This window comes from Streptomyces sp. NPDC001904 (assembly GCF_040297005.1).
GTDB lineage: Bacteria > Actinomycetota > Actinomycetes > Streptomycetales > Streptomycetaceae > Streptomyces.
On sequence record NZ_JBEOYI010000024.1, the window covers coordinates 113,093 to 129,761 of the forward strand.

Annotated in this window: 17 protein-coding genes and 1 riboswitch; of the genes, 8 read left to right on the forward strand and 9 right to left on the reverse strand. The window is 72.5% G+C overall.

The window, feature by feature from the left end:
- Window positions 1-146: 146 nt before the first annotated feature.
- The 3 genes from ABT127_RS30795 to meaB are packed head-to-tail and all read left to right on the forward strand — an operon-like array spanning window position 147 to window position 5,164.
- Window positions 147-1,961: a methylmalonyl-CoA mutase family protein gene (locus tag ABT127_RS30795; protein WP_351457061.1), complete on the forward strand. Its 1,815-nt coding sequence runs from the start codon at window positions 147-149 to the stop codon at window positions 1,959-1,961.
- Window positions 1,958-4,153, forward strand: coding sequence for a methylmalonyl-CoA mutase (gene scpA, locus ABT127_RS30800; RefSeq protein ID WP_351457064.1), 2,196 nt, complete (start codon window positions 1,958-1,960; stop codon window positions 4,151-4,153). The genes ABT127_RS30795 and scpA overlap by 4 nt, the downstream gene beginning before the upstream one ends.
- A gap of 12 nt (window positions 4,154-4,165) precedes the next feature.
- Complete coding sequence (gene meaB, locus ABT127_RS30805; protein WP_351457067.1) at window positions 4,166-5,164, forward strand: methylmalonyl Co-A mutase-associated GTPase MeaB; 999 nt, start codon at window positions 4,166-4,168, stop codon at window positions 5,162-5,164.
- A gap of 9 nt (window positions 5,165-5,173) precedes the next feature.
- On the opposite strand, the gene ABT127_RS30810 is transcribed toward meaB, so the two are convergent.
- The 7 genes from ABT127_RS30810 to ABT127_RS30840 all read right to left on the reverse strand — a co-directional run bounded on the left by ABT127_RS30810 (window position 5,174) and on the right by ABT127_RS30840 (window position 10,974).
- The gene (locus ABT127_RS30810; RefSeq protein ID WP_351457070.1) at window positions 5,174-5,848 is read right to left on the reverse strand and encodes a (2Fe-2S)-binding protein; all 675 of its coding nucleotides are present in this window, start codon (window positions 5,846-5,848) and stop codon (window positions 5,174-5,176) included.
- Window positions 5,845-6,234, reverse strand: coding sequence for a (2Fe-2S) ferredoxin domain-containing protein (locus ABT127_RS30815; RefSeq protein WP_351457073.1), 390 nt, complete (start codon window positions 6,232-6,234; stop codon window positions 5,845-5,847). Before ABT127_RS30815 ends, ABT127_RS30810 begins: the two co-directional genes overlap by 4 nt.
- A gap of 61 nt (window positions 6,235-6,295) precedes the next feature.
- A riboswitch (cobalamin riboswitch) is annotated at window positions 6,296-6,418 on the reverse strand.
- A 113-nt stretch (window positions 6,419-6,531) separates the two neighbouring features.
- The gene (locus tag ABT127_RS30820) at window positions 6,532-7,764 is read right to left on the reverse strand and encodes a patatin-like phospholipase family protein (RefSeq protein ID WP_351457075.1); all 1,233 of its coding nucleotides are present in this window, start codon (window positions 7,762-7,764) and stop codon (window positions 6,532-6,534) included.
- Window positions 7,765-7,931: 167 nt separating this feature from the next.
- Window positions 7,932-9,080: a zf-HC2 domain-containing protein gene (locus ABT127_RS30825; protein WP_351457077.1), complete on the reverse strand. Its 1,149-nt coding sequence runs from the start codon at window positions 9,078-9,080 to the stop codon at window positions 7,932-7,934.
- Window positions 9,077-9,586: an RNA polymerase sigma factor gene (locus ABT127_RS30830; protein ID WP_351457080.1), complete on the reverse strand. Its 510-nt coding sequence runs from the start codon at window positions 9,584-9,586 to the stop codon at window positions 9,077-9,079. The genes ABT127_RS30825 and ABT127_RS30830 overlap by 4 nt, the downstream gene beginning before the upstream one ends.
- A gap of 219 nt (window positions 9,587-9,805) precedes the next feature.
- Window positions 9,806-10,240 carry a VOC family protein gene (locus ABT127_RS30835; RefSeq protein ID WP_351457082.1) on the reverse strand — a complete coding sequence of 145 codons (435 nt, stop codon included), beginning with the start codon at window positions 10,238-10,240 and terminating at the stop codon, window positions 9,806-9,808.
- A gap of 80 nt (window positions 10,241-10,320) precedes the next feature.
- On the reverse strand, window positions 10,321-10,974 hold the full coding sequence (locus ABT127_RS30840; protein WP_351457085.1) for a TetR/AcrR family transcriptional regulator: 654 nt from the start codon (window positions 10,972-10,974) through the stop codon (window positions 10,321-10,323).
- A 108-nt stretch (window positions 10,975-11,082) separates the two neighbouring features.
- On the opposite strand from ABT127_RS30840, the gene ABT127_RS30845 reads away from it, so the two are divergent.
- Window positions 11,083-11,934, forward strand: coding sequence for a patatin-like phospholipase family protein (locus tag ABT127_RS30845; protein WP_502971809.1), 852 nt, complete (start codon window positions 11,083-11,085; stop codon window positions 11,932-11,934).
- Window positions 11,935-11,950: 16 nt separating this feature from the next.
- Window positions 11,951-13,141, forward strand: a complete 1,191-nt coding sequence (locus ABT127_RS30850; protein ID WP_351457088.1) for a cytochrome P450 family protein — start codon at window positions 11,951-11,953, stop codon at window positions 13,139-13,141.
- 26 nt (window positions 13,142-13,167) lie between these two features.
- Here ABT127_RS30850 and ABT127_RS30855 read toward each other — a convergent pair whose 3' ends face one another.
- Window positions 13,168-13,557 carry an ATP-binding protein gene (locus tag ABT127_RS30855; protein WP_351457090.1) on the reverse strand — a complete coding sequence of 130 codons (390 nt, stop codon included), beginning with the start codon at window positions 13,555-13,557 and terminating at the stop codon, window positions 13,168-13,170.
- A 159-nt stretch (window positions 13,558-13,716) separates the two neighbouring features.
- Between ABT127_RS30855 and ABT127_RS30860 the strand changes: the two genes are divergently transcribed.
- The 3 genes from ABT127_RS30860 (at window position 13,717) to ABT127_RS30870 (ending at window position 15,749) form a co-directional block, all read left to right on the forward strand.
- Window positions 13,717-14,124, forward strand: a complete 408-nt coding sequence (locus ABT127_RS30860; RefSeq protein WP_351457093.1) for an STAS domain-containing protein — start codon at window positions 13,717-13,719, stop codon at window positions 14,122-14,124.
- 40 nt (window positions 14,125-14,164) lie between these two features.
- Complete coding sequence (locus tag ABT127_RS30865; RefSeq protein WP_351457096.1) at window positions 14,165-15,145, forward strand: DUF2804 domain-containing protein; 981 nt, start codon at window positions 14,165-14,167, stop codon at window positions 15,143-15,145.
- Window positions 15,146-15,215: 70 nt separating this feature from the next.
- Complete coding sequence (locus ABT127_RS30870; protein WP_351457099.1) at window positions 15,216-15,749, forward strand: helix-turn-helix domain-containing protein; 534 nt, start codon at window positions 15,216-15,218, stop codon at window positions 15,747-15,749.
- Window positions 15,750-15,953: 204 nt separating this feature from the next.
- Here ABT127_RS30870 and ABT127_RS30875 read toward each other — a convergent pair whose 3' ends face one another.
- Window positions 15,954-16,532: a TetR/AcrR family transcriptional regulator gene (locus ABT127_RS30875; protein ID WP_351457102.1), complete on the reverse strand. Its 579-nt coding sequence runs from the start codon at window positions 16,530-16,532 to the stop codon at window positions 15,954-15,956.
- Window positions 16,533-16,669 lie beyond the last annotated feature (137 nt).

Consider the following 16,669-nt stretch of genomic DNA (forward strand, 5'->3'; position numbering starts at 1 on the left):
ACTCGGGACGGGCGCCGTCGCAGTTTCCGCGCCCTCTCCCGCATCCCCTGCCCGGCCGCTAGGTCATCGACGCGCGCAAGACAAGGAGAACAAGGTCACATGTGTGTCTCCTGCTGCTCTTCTGCGCGCTGCCTTAGCATCCGAACATGACGGTCCTGCCTGACGACGGGCTCTCCCTGGCAGCCGAATTCCCTGACGCGACGCATGATCAGTGGCAGCAGCTTGTCGCCGGTGTCCTGCGCAAGTCGGGCAGGGAAGTCTCGGCCGGCGAGGCGGAGGACGCCCTGTCCACCACGCTCGAGGACGGGTTGCGTGCCCGCCCGCTCTACACATCGATCGACGCCGCTCCCCCGGTCGGCCTGCCCGGCTTCCCGCCGTTCGTCCGCGGCGGCCGGGCCGAGGGGAACACGGCCGGCGGCTGGGACGTGCGCCAGCGCCACGGACTGCCCGAGTCCGCCGCGGTCCTCACCGACCTTGAGAACGGCGTCACGTCGCTGTGGCTGACGATCGGCAACGCCGGCGGCTTCCCCGTGTCGGCGCTGCCGGAGGTGCTCGACGGGGTCCTCCTGGACCTGGCACCCGTGGTGCTCGACGCGGGCGCCGACCACGAGAGCGCCGCACGTGAACTGCTCCGCCTGTACGAGGACAAGGGCGTCGCCGCCGACGCGGCGCGCGGCAACCTCGGCGCCGACCCGCTGGGGCACGAGGCCCGCACGGGACAGTCGTACGACACCGGGCCGGTGGTCGAGTTCGCCCGGCTGTGCGCCCAGCGGTACCCCGGGCTGCGCGCCCTGACCGTGGACGCCCTGCCCTATCACGAAGCCGGCGGTTCGGCCGCTCAGGAACTGGGCGCGTCGCTCGCCACGGGCGTCGCCTACCTGCGCCGGCTCACCGAGGCGGGCCTGGACGTCCAGCAGGCCCTCGCGCAGATCGAGTTCCGCTACGCCGCCACCGCCGACCAGTTCCTCACCATCGCCAAGTTCCGTGCCGCGCGCAGGCTTTGGGCGCGGGTCTCCGAAGCCTGCGGTGCGCCGAAGAGCGGGGCGCAGCTCCAGCACGCGGTGACGTCCCCGGTGATGATGACGCGCCGCGACCCGTGGGTGAACATGCTGCGCTCCACGATCGCGACGCTGGCGGCCGGAGTGGGCGGCGCCGACGCCGTGACCGTGCTGCCGTTCGACGACGCGCTCGGCGTGCCGGACGCGTTCGCCCGTCGTGTCGCCCGCAACACCTCCACCATCCTGATCGAGGAGTCCCATCTGGCCCGGGTGATCGACCCGGCCGGCGGCTCCTGGTACGTGGAGCGGCTGACCGACGAACTCGCGCACGCCGCCTGGGAGTTCTTCCAGATCATCGAGCGGGAGGGCGGCCAGTCGGCCGCGCTGCGCTCCGGCCTGGTCGGCGACCGGCTGGCCGAGACGTGGTCGGTGCGCTCCCGGCGCCTGGCCGAGCGACGCGAACCGGTGACCGGCGTCAGCGAGTTCCCGCATCTCGCCGAGAAGCCCGTGGTCCGCGCCGCGGCGGCGCCGAGGCCGTCGGGCGGGCTGCCCCGCGTACGCCGTGACGAGGCGTTCGAGGCGCTGCGGGCCCGCTCCGACGCCCACCTCGCGGCCACCGGGCAGCGGCCCCGGGTGTATCTGGCGGCCCTGGGGCCCGCCGCCGCGCACACCGCGCGGGCCACCTTCGCCGCCAACCTGTTCCAGGCGGGTGGCATCGAACCGGTGACCGACGGCTCCTTCGAGGAGAGCGGGGCGCGGGAAGCGTGCCTGTGCTCCAGCGACGCGGTCTACGCCGAGCAGGCCGACTCCGCCGCGCGGTCCCTGCGGGAGGCGGGTGCCCGGCACGTGTTCCTCGCGGGCCGCCCGGGCACCTCCGCCGCCCCCGACAGCTTCGTCTTCGCCGGCTGCGACGCCGTCGAAGTGCTCAGCGCCACGCTCGACCGCATGGGAGTGTCCCGATGACCGCCCCTGGCACGTCCGGAGTCCCCGACTTCTCCTCGATCGGTCTCGGCAGCCCCGCGCCGGGCACCGCCGCGCAGGAGTGGCGCAGTGCCCTCAAGCGCGCGGGCGACGGCGCCGACCCGCTGTGGGAGACGCCCGAGGGCATCTCCGTCAAGCCGCTGTACACGGGTGAGGACCTGGAGGGCCTGGACTTCCTCGGCACCTACCCGGGCGTCGCCCCGTACCTGCGCGGCCCCTACCCGACGATGTACGTCAACCAACCCTGGACGATCCGCCAGTACGCGGGTTTCTCCACGGCCGAGGAGTCCAACGCCTTCTACCGGCGCAACCTCGCCGCCGGCCAGAAGGGCCTGTCGGTCGCCTTCGACCTGCCGACGCACCGCGGCTACGACAGCGACCACCCGCGGGTGACCGGCGACGTCGGCATGGCGGGCGTCGCCATCGACTCGATCTACGACATGCGCCAGCTCTTCGACGGCATCCCGCTGGACCGGATGACGGTGTCGATGACGATGAACGGCGCGGTGCTGCCCGTGCTCGCGCTGTACATCGTGGCGGCCGAGGAACAGGGTGTGCCGCCGGAGAAGCTGGCCGGGACCATCCAGAACGACATCCTCAAGGAGTTCATGGTCCGCAACACCTACATCTATCCGCCGAAGCCGTCGATGCGGATCATCTCCGACATCTTCGCGTACACGTCGCAGCGGATGCCGCGCTACAACTCGATCTCCATCTCCGGCTACCACATCCAGGAGGCGGGTGCGACGGCCGATCTGGAGCTGGCGTACACCCTCGCCGACGGTGTGGAGTACATCCGGGCGGGCCGGGAGGCGGGTCTCGACGTCGACGCGTTCGCACCGCGCCTGAGCTTCTTCTGGGCGATCGGGATGAACTTCTTCATGGAGGTCGCCAAGCTGCGTGCGGCGCGCCTGCTGTGGGCGAAGCTCGTGAAGCAGTTCGACCCGAAGAACGCCAAGTCCCTTTCGCTGCGTACCCATTCACAGACGTCGGGCTGGTCGCTGACGGCACAGGACGTGTTCAACAACGTGACGCGTACGTGCGTGGAGGCGATGGCCGCGACACAGGGCCACACCCAGTCGCTGCACACGAACGCGCTCGACGAGGCACTCGCGCTGCCCACCGACTTCTCGGCGCGCATCGCCCGCAACACCCAGCTGCTGATCCAGCAGGAGTCGGGCACGACACGGGTGATCGATCCGTGGGGCGGCAGCGCCTACGTGGAGAAGCTGACGTACGACCTGGCGCGCCGGGCCTGGCAGCACATCCAGGAGGTCGAGCAGGCGGGCGGCATGGCCAAGGCCATCGACGCGGGTATCCCGAAGCTGCGCATCGAGGAGGCGGCCGCCCGCACCCAGGCGCGGATCGACTCCGGACGGCAGCCCGTCATCGGCGTCAACAAGTACCGCGTCGACAGCGACGAGGAGATCGAGGTCCTCAAGGTCGACAACTCCTCGGTGCGGTCCCAGCAGATCGCCAAGCTGCGCCGGCTGCGCGAGGAGCGGGACGAGACGGCCTGCCGGGACGCGCTCGACGCGCTGACCCGGGCGGCGGGCGGTGACGGCAATCTGCTGGAGCTCGCGGTCCGCGCGGCACGGGCGATGGCCACGGTCGGCGAGATCTCGGACGCGCTGGAGAAGGTCTACGGTCGGCACGCGGGGCAGATCCGTACGATCTCGGGTGTGTACCGCAACGAAGCAGGGGAGTCCGCGAACGTGGACCGTACCCGCGGCAGGGTCGAGGAGTTCGCCGAGGCCGAGGGGCGCCGGCCGCGCATCCTCGTGGCCAAGATGGGGCAGGACGGGCACGACCGCGGCCAGAAGGTGATCGCGACCGCCTTCGCCGACCTGGGCTTCGACGTCGACGTCGGCCCGCTGTTCCAGACCCCGGCCGAGGTGGCGCGGCAGGCCGTCGAGGCGGACGTGCACATCGTCGGGGTGTCGTCCCTGGCCGCCGGGCACCTCACCCTCGTACCGGCGTTGCGCGAGGCGCTCGCCGAGGAGGGGCGCGAGGACATCATGATCGTGGTGGGCGGGGTGATCCCGCCGCAGGACGTGCCCACGCTCCTGGAGATGGGAGCCGCCGCCGTCTTCCCGCCCGGCACCGTGATCCCGGACGCGGCGCACGACCTGGTGGCGCGCCTCGCGGCGGACCTCGGGCACGACGACCAGTGAGCCGGTGACGGTGTGCCCATCGATCTCGATACGTACGTCAAGGGTGTCCTGGCCGGCAAGCGGGCGGTGGTCGCGCGGGCGATCACCCTCGTCGAGTCCACGCGCCCCCAGCACCGGCGCCTGGCGCAGGAGTTGCTGACGGAGCTGCTGCCGTACAGCGGCCGGGCCCGCCGGATCGGCGTCAGCGGGGTGCCGGGGGTCGGGAAGTCGACGTTCATCGACGCGTTCGGCTCCCTGCTCACCGGGCGCGGTCACCGGGTGGCCGTGCTCGCGGTCGATCCGTCGTCCAGCCGCACGGGCGGTTCCATCCTGGGCGACAAGACGCGGATGGAACGTCTCGCGGTCGATCCGGCCGCCTTCGTGCGTCCCTCCCCCACGGCCGGGACGCTCGGTGGTGTCGCCAAGGCGACGCGGGAGTCGATCGTCGTCATGGAGGCCGCCGGATACGACGTGGTCCTGGTGGAGACGGTCGGCGTGGGCCAGTCGGAGACTGCGGTCGCCAACATGGTCGACACGTTTCTGCTGCTGTCGCTGGCGCGGACCGGTGACCAGTTGCAGGGCATCAAGAAGGGTGTCCTCGAGCTCGCCGACGTCATCGCGGTGAACAAAGCGGACGGGCCGCATGAGCGCGACGCGCGCTCGGCGGCGCGGGAACTGTCGGGCGCGCTGCGCCTGATGCACGGCAAGGACGCGTTCTGGACGCCTCCGGTGCTGTCGTGCAGCGCCCGCGAGGAGAGCGGACTCGACGAGGTCTGGGAGCGGATCGAGCAGCATCGCACGCTCCTCGACTCGACGGGACGTCTCGCAGAGAGGCGCCGCACGCAGCAGGTCGACTGGACGTGGACGATGGTGCGCGACGAACTCCTCGGCCGGCTGCACGCCGATCCCGCGGTACGGGCGCTCACCCCCGGTCTGGAGCGGCGGGTCCGCGACGGTGACCTCACCGCGACGCTGGCCGCCGAGCAGATCCTGGACACCTTCCGGAAAGGGGAGGCGGAGGTCGGGGACTGACGCGGCCGGTCAACCGGTCAGGCAGCAGTCCCCGCACGTGCCGCCGCCCGGGGCACGGTAGAAGAGACAACAGCTGTTGCGGCGGAACGTCAGCCGGGGCCCGGTGATCCGCCCGGTGCCCCGCAGCCGGCCCGTCTCCAGGAGCTCGCGGGTCAGGCGGGTGAGCGGGCCGCGCAGGGCGGGCCGGGTGCGCAGCAGTTGCGCCGCCGAACCGACCAGCGCGGACGCCGAGTTCCCGGCCAGCAGGCCCGGCGCCACCTTGACGCTGAGGCCGGCCTCCACGTCGCGCAGCACGTCGTCGACCTCCGCGTGGACGGCTTCGACCGGCGACGGCAGCCGCTCCGCGAGCCGTCCCCGCGGTGCGGTCAGCCGCAGGTCCGTCCCGTCGCCGGACCACTCCACGGCACTCATCGTCGGCACGATCCCGTGCAGGAGCGCGCAGGCGAGGACCGGTGACCACAGCCGGGCCGCGAGTCCGAGATGCGCGACGGAGACGCCGACACGCAACTCGGCCGTCCCGAAACGGTCGTTGACCGCTCGGGCGCGGGCGGCGAACCCGTCGCGGAGACCACCGCCGTCGTCGGTGTCCCGGGTCGCGGGGGTGTCGAGGGCGAAGAATCCACCGAGCCGCGCGACGTCGCGCAGCGCCTCGGCGACCTGCTCCGGCCGGGCCTCGTCCGTCATGAGGTGGTGGCGGTGCGGCGCGGCGGTTCGATGAGGTAGAGGTCGAGGATGTCGGGCCGGGCCGCGACGCCCGGGCCTCCTGCCCGTACCCAGTCCGCTATGTCCTCGGTGGCGTCGGGGTCGTTGACGAGGCCGAGCCACACCGGGCGGGCGCCTGCCGCCCGCCCGGCCGTCGAGGGCTGTACGACGACGACGTTGGCCTGCTCGCAGACGTCGAGGCAGGCGGAGATCCGCACCGGGGCGATCTCGCGCAGCCGCGCGGTCTGGGCCGCGTGATCGGCGTTGACCTTGACGGTGCCGCAGCAGCAGTCGCGGCACACCACCACCCGGCACGGGACCGCCCGGCCCCCGGTCGCCACGGTCTCGTCGGCGAGCCGTTCAGGCATGCCGTGTCCTTCCTCTCGCCGGGGAGTTCCGCCCCGGGGTGCTTCGAGGAGGCGACAGCCTGAGTCTCCTGGCTCTCGGGTCCGCGCTCGTCCCGGCCTTCCCACCCGCGCGGGGCAGTGGCTCGTCGGGATCCGCTCGCCGATCACAGTGGCGGTACCGCACCGGATTCGCACCGGTTTCCTCGGGCGGCTGCCGCCCATGTCCTCGGCCATCATGCCATCCGTGCGGGCACCGCGACCGGCCCGCCCGGCTGCCTGGCAGGTTCACCGGGCAGAACGCGGCGGGACGTTCGGCGGCTAGGCGGAGTCGGTGCGCCACAGCTTGCCCGGATCGTCGCCCGCCTCGTCGAGGATGATCCGGGCGTCCCGTACGCCGAGATTGATGGCCTCGCTGGTGAACTCCGGTTCGAAGAAGAGGTAGCTGAGCAGTTCGCCCCGGCTCCGTCCCGGGCCCAGGAGCGCGGCGAGGAACATCAGGTCGGGGTTGGTCAGCCGGCGGATGCCCCGGAAGCAGGTGTCCAGGACGTATTCCGCCTTCTCGCCGAGCTGATCCCCCTGGCCGGGCGGCGGCCCGCCGAAGAGGTACTCGACGACGGTGTACGGGCGTCCGCGCGGGCTGATCCGTTCCGCCCCGGACTCGAGCAACTCGTCCACCTTGCCGAGCGTGCGCGTGTCCTCCACCATGCGATCGCCCATCAGGCCCGTGACGATCTGGGCGACGACGTCCTGGACGGACGGCGCGGCTTCGTTCCCGCAGTCCACGAGGCGGGGCAGGTCGCGCAGCGGGGTGGTGGCGACGATCACGACCCGGCGGGCGCCGAGCGAGATCGTCGGCTTGATGGGGGCGTTGAGGCGTACGCCTCCGTCCATGTACCAGCAGCCGGAGGGTCCGACCCTGACGGGCGGGAACGCCACGGGAATCGCCGCGGACGCCATCACGTGGTCCACGTCCAGGACGGTCCGGGTGTAGTCGACCGCCCGGTCGGTGTCGGAGTCCGGCAGCCGGGCCGCGGCGGGTCCCTCGGCGAAGATCTCCGTGCGGCCGCTGCCACAGGCCGTCGTGGCCACGGCCACGCCCTGGACCGCACCGCTCGCGGTGTTGGCGTGGAGCTGGTCCCAGTCCACCTTCGTCCGCAAGGTCGCCCGCAGGGGGCTCGTGTCGAGCAGGCCCGCCAGGGGGGAGCTGGACGGGTTCACCACGCGCGTCAGGCACTGCCGAAGGAGCATGGGCAAGGCTGTCAGCAGCAGCGGCCGGTACACCTGATCCTTCGTCACTCCCTGCCAGGCGGCGATGACTTCGTCGGCGGCCCGGCGGGCGGGCAGGTGTGCGCGCGAGGCGAAGAGCACCGCGTTGAGCGCACCGGCGCTGGTGCCGGTGAACATCGTCGGCCGCTGCCCCCACGCGTCGAGCTCCGGCAACAGGGTCGCCAGCATGCCGGCCTCGTACGCACCCCGCGCCCCGCCCCCTGCGAGCACGACGCCGATGTCACCGCCGGCCGAGGCCGGCGCGGCGGGTTCGTCCTCGGGCATCGTCCCTCCCTGATCGACGGCGCTCGGGCGCGGTCGAAAGGGGTGTGCCGTACGCCATCGGCCGCCTGGACGATGCCACTACGGCCCGCGGAAGGGCGCAACGGCGGAACCGGCCATCCCTCCTGGCCGGGAGTGCCGTCGTCAGGGCGGCGTACCTCCGTGCGGTGCTAGAGGCGACTCATCGATGCCATCGCGTACAGCAGCTCGACGGCGGCCGTGGGGTCGCCCTGCTGGCTCTTGGCCGCTTCCCGGGGTGAGAGGTGGCCCGCCGCGACCCGGCAGAACTCCACTTCGGGCAGGACGATGTGGCTGACGCAGTTGTCCGGACCGGCCGGGCCGTCGGCGGCGTCCAACGGCAGGTACCAGTCGCCCCCGCTCTCGCCCTCGATCTCCAGGCGGACACTGCGCGGTGCCGCCCCCGGCTGCGTGAGGGGCAGCGGCGGGGACGCGAGTCCGGCCTGCCTGCGCGCGGCCAGGATCGCCGGGAGCATCTGCACGGCGACCCCGATGAGCGTCCGCAGGTGCTCGGGCACGGGCGGCGGGTACGGATAGTCCACGGCGTCGGCGATGTCGGTGGCGTGGATCCACGTCTCGAACGCCCGGTCGAGCAGGGCCAGTCGCAGGGGCAGGACGACGTCGTCGCCGTAGGGCACGGCGATGTCCGCCACTCCGTTGCCGCTGAACGAGCACGTGCGGATCAGTTCGTAGGCGTGGTCCCGCCAGGCACGCCGGATCAGTTCGGGGCTCTCGTCACCCGGTGCGCCGGACGCCGTGCCGTCCTGTGCCGCCTGCTGCCACAGTGCCCTGGTCCGTGCCTCCGGATCCGACGGAAGGTCCTGGGCGCCCTGCACCGGGTCCGGCAGGCCGAGCGAGCGGGACACCGAGCCGTCCACCGCGAGGAGATGGCCGAGCACTCCGGACACCGAGGTCCGGTGCGTGGCGGAGTCGTCGCCCTCGAACCACTCCAGCTGGACCGGCGACTTCCATTCGTCGTCGCTCATGTCCGCCAGCAGCGCGCCGAGGCGGGCGGTCTCGGCGTCGTAGGGCTGGGCGTAGTCGGGAACGGCGACCTGCGGCGGGCGCGCGCTCAGGCACGAGCCGAGGACCTCGGCACGCAGCGTGGGCGCCAGGTCGAGATCCATGTGGGGATGCAGCAGTTCGAGAGAGGTGCGCAGCCGCGCCGCCTCGTCGGAGCAGGGCGCGCACGCGGCGAGGTGTGCGTCGACCTCCGCCGTCTCCTGCGCGGAGCAGGCCCCCAGCGCCCAGGCGCCGAGCAGTTGCTCGAGGCGGGAGTGCCCGTCGAAGTCACCACTCATCGTCCGTCCTCCCCGGTGGTGGCATCGGAACCGGCCAGCATGTTCAGCCCGTGCCGGAGTCTGCTCAGTATCTCGTCCTCCGCGACGCCGAGTTCGGCCGCCGCCTGGCGGTAGTCCATCTTCTCCGTGTGGACGAGGTGGATCGCGACGCGCATGCCCCGGTTCATGGCGCCGAGGGCCGAGTCGGCCCGCTCGATCCGGACCGCCGAGAGGGGGCCGGAGGACTCGGACCCGCTCTCGTGGCGGTCGAGCGCCGCCATGACCAGCCAGGTGCCGAGGCGGTAGCGCCCCGGGTCGAAGGCGCGGGGGTGCTGCCACAGGTGTGTGAAGACACCCACCACGAGATCGCGGGTGGCCTGTTCGTCGCCGGTCAGCCGCGCCGCTACGGAATGCAGCATGCGGGCGTACCGGTCGTAGACCTCGCCGAGCACCGCGGCCTCGCCGCGGACCAGACGGATCTGGACCTGCCGTTCCCACCGTGCCGCATCGTCGACCGCGTCGGCCATGCCCCTCCTCGTGTCGCTCACGTACTGCCGCATACGCCAACGTACCCAGTGAATGTTGTCATGCGACAACCCGTCGGCACATGAACTGTATTGATCGGAAGGGGAGTTCCTCCGGATCGTTCCTGACCCGTTCGTGGGCGAGCGGCCGGCGAGCGAACCGGCAGAGGAGCTGGGGACCGGTCGGCCGGGGCGTGTGCGGAACTCCCCTGCGCGGTGGGGTCAGTCGATGCAGAACTCGTTGCCCTCGATGTCCTGCATCGGGATGCACGACTCGTTCTCCTCGTCGGCGTACAGGGTGGTCACGTGCTTCGCGCCGAGCGCCACGAGGCGTGCGCACTCGGCCTCGAGGACGGCGAGACGCTCGGCGCCCACGAGGCCGGTGCCGACCCGGACGTCGAGATGCACGCGGTTCTTGGCGACCCTGCCCTCGGGAACGCGCTGGAAGTACAGACGCGGGCCCTCCCCCGAGGGGTCGACACACGCGGACCAGGTGTCCCGCTCCTCGGGCGGCTCCGCGTTCCTGAAGTCCTCCCAGGTCGCGAACTCCTTCGGCGGCTGGGGCATGACGTACCCGAGCACCTCGCACCAGAACCGGGCGACGCGCTCGGGTTCCGCACAGTCGAAGGTGACTTGGAATTTCTTGATCGTTGACATCGGCGCACCATACCAACGGCAGTCCTGCGGCCACCTCCGAAATAACCGCCCCGAATAGCCGCCCCGATCCCGGTGCCGGATCACAGCCCCGAAAGGGTCGCGTGGAGCTGATCGCGGGTCAGGGCGGTTGCGGGGAGGGCGGACTCGGGTGACGTGGGACGCAGCCCCGCCAGGAGCAGGGCGAGAGGGCGGCGCCAGGCGTCGTCGCCGGCCGCGGCGGTGAGCGCGGGGACGGCACGGCCCAGTGCGGCGAGCGCGAACAGCACGTCCTCCACGACGACATCGGACCGGACGGCCCCCTGCTCCTGCCCGCGCCGCAGGAGTTCGTCCAGCGTCCGGTGGTTGTGCGCGTGGACGGCCTCCAGCGCGGTGACGCCCTCCAGGCTCGTCGTCATCAGATCGTTCGTGCCGCGGTCCGACGCCAGCACCGTGAAGACGACCTCCAGGTAGCCGGTGAGCCCCGCCGACGCGTCGACGGCCGTGCGCGCCTCCTCGCCGGCGGCCATCGTGCCGCTCAGCCGGTCCCGGAAGACCGCGTCGACGAGGTCGGCGCGGCGCGCGAAATGCCGGTACAGCGTCGCGTTCCCCACGCCGGCGCGGCGGGCGACGACATCGAGCGGCGCCGTGAGGCCCTGCTCACGGAACACCTCGCGCGCGGCCTCGACGATCAGCTCACGGTTGCGCCGCGCGTCCCGCCGCCGCTGTGCGGGCGCGTCGGAGGCACCGCCGGTCATGTCGTTCTCCTTCGCCGTTCTCCCGGGAACATCCGGGGAGTGCTCCCCGGTAAGGATGCTATCGTCCGGCGAAACGGGGAGCACTCCCCATTTGGCGAGGGGTGGATCGTGGGAGATGCGGACAGGGCGCTGGTGCTGGGCGGCGGCGGGCCCGTGGGCGGTGCGTGGCTGGTCGGCGTCCTGGCCGGGCTCGCGGACGCCGGATCCGATCCGGCCGGCGCCGGACTGACGGCGGGCGCGTCGGCGGGAGCCGTCTTCGGCGCCCGGCTCCTGTCGGGGCAGTCGCCGCGGGAGCTGTACGAGCGTCAACTGACCGGCGCCGACCGGATCGACCTCTCCGTCACGGCCGGGCAGACGCTCCGCTTCCTCCGGGCGGCCCTGGGTTCGAGGGACCCCGATCGCTCCGCGCGCCGTCTCGGCCGGGCCGCGCTCGGCGCGCGGACCCCTCCGGAGTCCGAAGTCCTCGACACCGTACGGGCGTTGCTGAACGGCGTACAGGACTGGCCGGAGCGCCCGCTGCGCCTCGCGGCCGTGGACGCCGTCACGGGAGAGCCGGACGCCTTCGACCGGGAGTCGGGCGTCTCCCTCGTCGAGGCGGTCGCCGCCAGCTGTGCCGTCCCGTTGGTGTGGCCGCCGGTCACGGTGGCCGGGCGGCGGTGGATGGACGGCGCCAGCCGCTCGACCGCGCCGCTGGAACTGGCCCGAGGCCACCGGCGCGTCCTGGCCGTGGTCCCCCTTCCGTCCGCCGTCGGACCGCACCCGCACGCCGGGCGTCAGGCGGCGGCGCTGACGGCGGCCGGCAGCCACGTCACGCTCATCACCCCCGACGCGGCCGCGCGCCGCGCCATGGGGCGGAACATGACCGCGGACCACCGCCGGGCGGACGCCGCCCGCGCCGGTCACGCGCAGGCCCGGGCGCTGGCCGCGTCCGGCGCGATCGACGATCTCCTGACCGCCTGACCGAAGGGACGACCCCATGCCGACGGCACCCACCCTTGAGGAACTGGCTCCCGCCGGGCACGACCCGGCCCGCGATCCTCATCCCGTGTACGCGGCGCTGCGTGCGCGCGGCCCGGTGCACCGCGTCCTCGTTCCCGGGAGCGGTGAGAGCTGGCTCGTGGTGAGCCGGGACGCGGCGCGTCAGGCACTGATCGATCCCCGGCTGAGCAACGACATCCGGCACTCGACCTGGGACACCGACGGCGGTCATGCCCTCGGGCGGAACATGCTGCAGAGCGACCCTCCGCACCACACGCGGCTGCGCAAGCTGGTCGCCGGGCACTTCACGCCCGGGCGGATCGCCGCGCTGCGCCCGCGCGTCGAAACCCTCGCGGACGCCCTGCTGTCCGGCCTGCCCGAGGAGGGCACGGTCGACGCGGTCCACCGTTACGCACTGCCGCTGCCGGTCGCGGTGATCTGTGAACTTCTCGGAGTGCCCGAGGACGGGCGTGAGGTCTTCCACGCCTGGTCGCGGGAGCTGGTGATGCCCACGTCGGAAGCGGCGGCGACCGCAGCCGGCGCGCGACTGGCCGCGTTGACAGGCGACCTGGTCGCCCGGAAGGCGGCGGAGCCCGACGACACTCTGCTGAGCGAGCTGGCCGTCGCCGGACGGGACGGCGGTCTCGCGGCCGATGAGCTCCTCGGGATGGTCTTCCTGCTGCTCGTCGCCGGACACGAGACGACCGTGAATCTCATCTCGGCGGCCCTGTTCAGTCTCCTCGCACATCCGGACCAGCTGGCCCTGGTGCGCGCGGATCCCTCGCTGACGGCGGCCGCGGTCGAGGAGACCCTGCGCCATCAGGCGCCGGTCCATTCCACCGCGTTCCGGTTCGCCTCGGAGCCGTTGGAGCTGGCGGGGACCTCGATCGCGGCGGGCGACGCGGTCCTGGTCAGTCTCGCGGCGGCGTCCCGCGACCCCGCGCACTACGTCGAGGCCGATCGTTTCGACCTGCGTCGCACGGGTCCCGCGCACATCGCGTTCGGGCACGGGCTGCATCACTGTCTGGGGGCGCCGCTGGCCCGCGTCGAGGCAGAGACGGCCCTGCGGCGCTTCCTCGCGCGCTTTCCGACGGTCGCGTTCGCCACGGATCCGGCGACGCTGACATGGCGCAGCAGCACACTGCTGCGCGGCTTGGCGGATCTTCCGCTGCGGCTGGGGCGGTGCTAGCGGGGACTAGGGGCGGAGGGCGGTGTTCACCGCAGTGGCAGTGCCGCGGTGATCGTCTTCCCGTCCGGGCCGATCTCCACGTCCAGGCGGGAGCAGAGCCGCTGGATCACCACCATGCCGTATCCGCCGGGGCTTCCCTTGAGGGTGCGCACGCGCTGCGGTGCGGTGCGGCTCGCGTCGCTCACCCGCAGCCGGAACTCGTCGTCCGCCACGTCAGCCTCGAGCCTTGTCACACCGCCCGCGTGGACGAGGGCGTTGGTGACCAGCTCACTGACCACGAGCAACGCGTCCTCGCTCAGTTGCCGGGCCCGCTCCGGTGGCAGTTCGCGGCCTGCCTCGGCCAGTGCCGCGCGGACCGCCACCCGGGCGTCCGCGCAACTGATCTCCTCGGTTTCCAGTGCCTGTGCCGCGCTCATATGGTCGTGGGTCCTTTCCCGTACATGTCGCACCTCGTGCCGCCACAGTTCTCGCTTTCCCCGCACCTGTCCGTCCAACACTCCCCCGATCCCACCGCTCCGGGCAGGAAAAGGGGATCTGCTGATCGCGCGCCCAGGTAGCTGTGGGAAGGTCAGCGGATGGTTTCCGACAGACAGAGAATCGACGTCACCCGGCAGGACCGGGTGACCGTGGTCTCCTTCCGTGACGACATGGACCTCACGGACGAGGCCGAGGCCTACCTCGCCCTCTCCGGCGCACGCGGGGACACCGCCACCACCGGTACCCTCCTCGACCTCGCCGGTCTCACCTTCGCCGACAGCACGACGCTCAACGTGATCCTGCGCGCCTACAACGAGCACCAGGCGGTGCCGAGGCCCTTCGTCCTGAGCGGGCCCTACCACCCCGCCGTCGACAGGCTCTTCGAGATCACCGGCGCCGGTGAAGCCCTGGACATGACCGACAGCCGTACCGAGGGCCTGCGACGGGTCCACGAACTCCGGGGGCGGCTCGGCAGCGACCAGGCCTCCGCACCCGACGCGCAGTGACCCCGGGCCCCGGGCCGGTCGGCGGCTCCGGCCTGCGCCGATGACGCACGAACCCGAGCTGACGTCCCCCGTCGACCTGTGCCGGCCCGACGGACGGTTGAACCCGGCCGCGGTCGGCTGGACGCGGCGCCCCCTGCACACCGCCAATCTGCGGGGCTGGGGGCGGGTGAAGCGCTGGGAGTACTGGGGCATCGTCACTCCGGAGCACATCGTCGGCATCGTGGTGTCGTCGCTGGACTACGCGGGTGTGCACGGGCTCTACGTCCTGGACCGGGCGACCGGGCGGGAGACGAGCACGGACGCGGTGGTTCCGTTCGCGCGGGGCACGGTACTGCCCGTACGCAGCGGTGAGGGCGAGGTCCGGGCCCGCGGGAACGGGCTCGACATCAGGATCTCGCAGTCCCCGGACGGCTCCACGATCCACGCGGCGGGCCCGGGTGTGCGGCTCGACGCGGAGGTGCCGCTGCCGCCGGGGCACGAGTCCCTCGGCGTGGTCGTGCCGTGGAGCGACAGCCGGTTCCAGTACACCGTCAAGGACATCGGCCGACCGGTGCACGGCACCCTCGGTCTGCACGGGCGGACCTACGAGGTGGGCGGTCCCGACGCGTTCGCCGCGCTCGACCACGGCCGCGGCAAGTGGCCCTACTCGACCACGTGGAACTGGGCGGCGGGGGCCGGGCCCGGCCGGGCGGTCCAGCTGGGCGGCCGATGGACCGACGGCACCGGAAGCACCGAGAACGCCCTGATCGTCGACGGCCGTCTGCACAAGATCGGCGAGGAGCTGAGCTGGAGCTACGACCGCTCGAACTGGCTGGCGCCGTGGCACATCGGCGGAGAGCGGGTGGACATCCGCTTCCACCCCTTCCATGAGAAGGCCGGCCGCACGAACCTGGGGCTCGTCGCGAACGAGACCCACCAGTGCTTCGGTCGCTTCAGCGGCTGGGCCCGCACCGACGACGGCACCAGGACGGACCTCGACGGACTGGTCGGCTGGGCCGAGGAAGCCCGCAATCGCTGGTAGCGGAATAGGCCGTACGGGTACATCTCCTGACACCTCATCACATGAGGCAATGTCACGTTGTCATACGGTCATGACGATCGAACTCGCCGCCCGACGGCCCATGCCCTCCCATCCGCGCCGCAGCGACGGCCAGGCCCCGCTGCCCGCCCCCGGGGAACGCTCCTCGCTGCGCCGCGCGTGGCGGCTCAGCGAGGAGCAGGTCGCCGAGGCGTTCGGGGTGACGGCCGCGACGGTTCGCTCCTGGGAGGCCGGGCGGTCCGCGCCGCGCGGACAGCGCAGGGCGGCGTACGCGGCGTTTCTCAGCGGCCTCGCACACGGACTGGTGCCGGGCCCGTCCGTCGGCAGCACTCCCCCGCCCACGGAGCCACCGGCACCCCGTACGCCCCGCACCCCCCGCGCGCGGTCGGCCGCGGCCTGCGCGGACAGCGCCACCTCGGCCGTGCTGCGCGGGTCCGCGCCCTCGACGCCCGGCCTGCCGGTGGGGCGGGCGCCCGATCCGGTGTCGCCCGCGCGGCTGCGCAGATTCCGCTGCATGACCGCGGCCGTGGGGATGTGGATCCTGATCGGTCAGCTGATGGCCACCGCCCCGGTCCCGCATCCCTAGTCGGACGCACGGTCTCGCCCCGACCCGGGGTCGGAGGAGGCAGCTCCGCGCCGTCCGCGTGGAGTGCGCCGCCTCGCCCGGGTCGACGAGGCATGCCACCTGCGCCGAGCGGTCGGGCCCCGAGTCGGATCCGTGCGCGGCTCATGGTGGATCCTCTCCGTCGCGTACGGGCGTGAGCACCGTCGACGGACCGCGCCGCGCGCCTCACCCCAGCGATGCCACGGCGGCGCGCAACCGGTCCAGCGCCTCCAGAACGCACCGGGCCAGCTCCTCGCCACCGCCGCGCTCACCCTCGGACCACGCCGCGAGCCCCCGCTTGAACGCGAGAACGCCCAGCTCCCCCGCGACAGCCGCGACCTCACCGGGGACACCGCGCTCCTCCAGGGCCGTGATCATCGCGGCGGTGAGGCTGACGATCTTGAGTGCGTCGCGCTCCTGGAGTTCGGTGCTGGCGGCGACGGCGGCCTTCACCCGCGGGGCCAGCTCGCGGTTCTGCGGGCCCATCGCACCGGATGCGCGCTCCAGACCGGCGGCGACCGCCTCCAGCGGGCCCGCACCGGCCGGTGCCTCGGAGATGCCCTCGACGAGCAGTCGGGACAGGGTCTCCTGGCCGGCCACCAGCAGATCGCGCTTGTCGGGGAAGTACCGGAAGAAGGTGCTCTTGGTGACCCCGGCCCGCTCGGAGATCTGCGCGACGGTCGTGGCGTCGTACCCCTGCTCGGTGAACAGGTCGACGGCGGCCACGACGAGCCGTTCGCGTGAACCCGCTTCCCACCGTGCCATGGCGCCATCCTACGTGATGGGAGTCTTGTCCCATCACCGGTGTACGGTGATGGGGGAAGTCACGCCCCACAAAGGGGGGACACAGCGCGGGCGGCGTCGGCTCCGGCCGCGCCGGCCGGGTCAGGGCCACCCCCGAC

Excerpts from the sequence above, each read along its gene's own strand:
- ABT127_RS30810 (WP_351457070.1), bottom strand. The coding sequence starts at position 5,848 with ATGACGGACGAGGCCCGGCCGGAGCAGGTCGCCGAGGCGCTGCGCGAC.
- ABT127_RS30840 (WP_351457085.1), bottom strand. The coding sequence starts at position 10,974 with ATGACCGGCGGTGCCTCCGACGCGCCCGCACAGCGGCGGCGGGACGCG.
- ABT127_RS30860 (WP_351457093.1), top strand. The coding sequence starts at position 13,717 with ATGGTTTCCGACAGACAGAGAATCGACGTCACCCGGCAGGACCGGGTG.
- ABT127_RS30815 (WP_351457073.1), bottom strand. The coding sequence starts at position 6,234 with ATGCCTGAACGGCTCGCCGACGAGACCGTGGCGACCGGGGGCCGGGCG.
- ABT127_RS30830 (WP_351457080.1), bottom strand. The coding sequence starts at position 9,586 with ATGGCCGACGCGGTCGACGATGCGGCACGGTGGGAACGGCAGGTCCAG.
- scpA (WP_351457064.1), top strand. The coding sequence starts at position 1,958 with ATGACCGCCCCTGGCACGTCCGGAGTCCCCGACTTCTCCTCGATCGGT.
- ABT127_RS30870 (WP_351457099.1), top strand. The coding sequence starts at position 15,216 with ATGACGATCGAACTCGCCGCCCGACGGCCCATGCCCTCCCATCCGCGC.
- ABT127_RS30820 (WP_351457075.1), bottom strand. The coding sequence starts at position 7,764 with ATGCCCGAGGACGAACCCGCCGCGCCGGCCTCGGCCGGCGGTGACATC.
- ABT127_RS30825 (WP_351457077.1), bottom strand. The coding sequence starts at position 9,080 with ATGAGTGGTGACTTCGACGGGCACTCCCGCCTCGAGCAACTGCTCGGC.
- ABT127_RS30855 (WP_351457090.1), bottom strand. The coding sequence starts at position 13,557 with ATGAGCGCGGCACAGGCACTGGAAACCGAGGAGATCAGTTGCGCGGAC.
- ABT127_RS30865 (WP_351457096.1), top strand. The coding sequence starts at position 14,165 with ATGACGCACGAACCCGAGCTGACGTCCCCCGTCGACCTGTGCCGGCCC.
- ABT127_RS30795 (WP_351457061.1), top strand. The coding sequence starts at position 147 with ATGACGGTCCTGCCTGACGACGGGCTCTCCCTGGCAGCCGAATTCCCT.
- ABT127_RS30835 (WP_351457082.1), bottom strand. The coding sequence starts at position 10,240 with ATGTCAACGATCAAGAAATTCCAAGTCACCTTCGACTGTGCGGAACCC.
- ABT127_RS30850 (WP_351457088.1), top strand. The coding sequence starts at position 11,951 with ATGCCGACGGCACCCACCCTTGAGGAACTGGCTCCCGCCGGGCACGAC.
- ABT127_RS30875 (WP_351457102.1), bottom strand. The coding sequence starts at position 16,532 with ATGGCACGGTGGGAAGCGGGTTCACGCGAACGGCTCGTCGTGGCCGCC.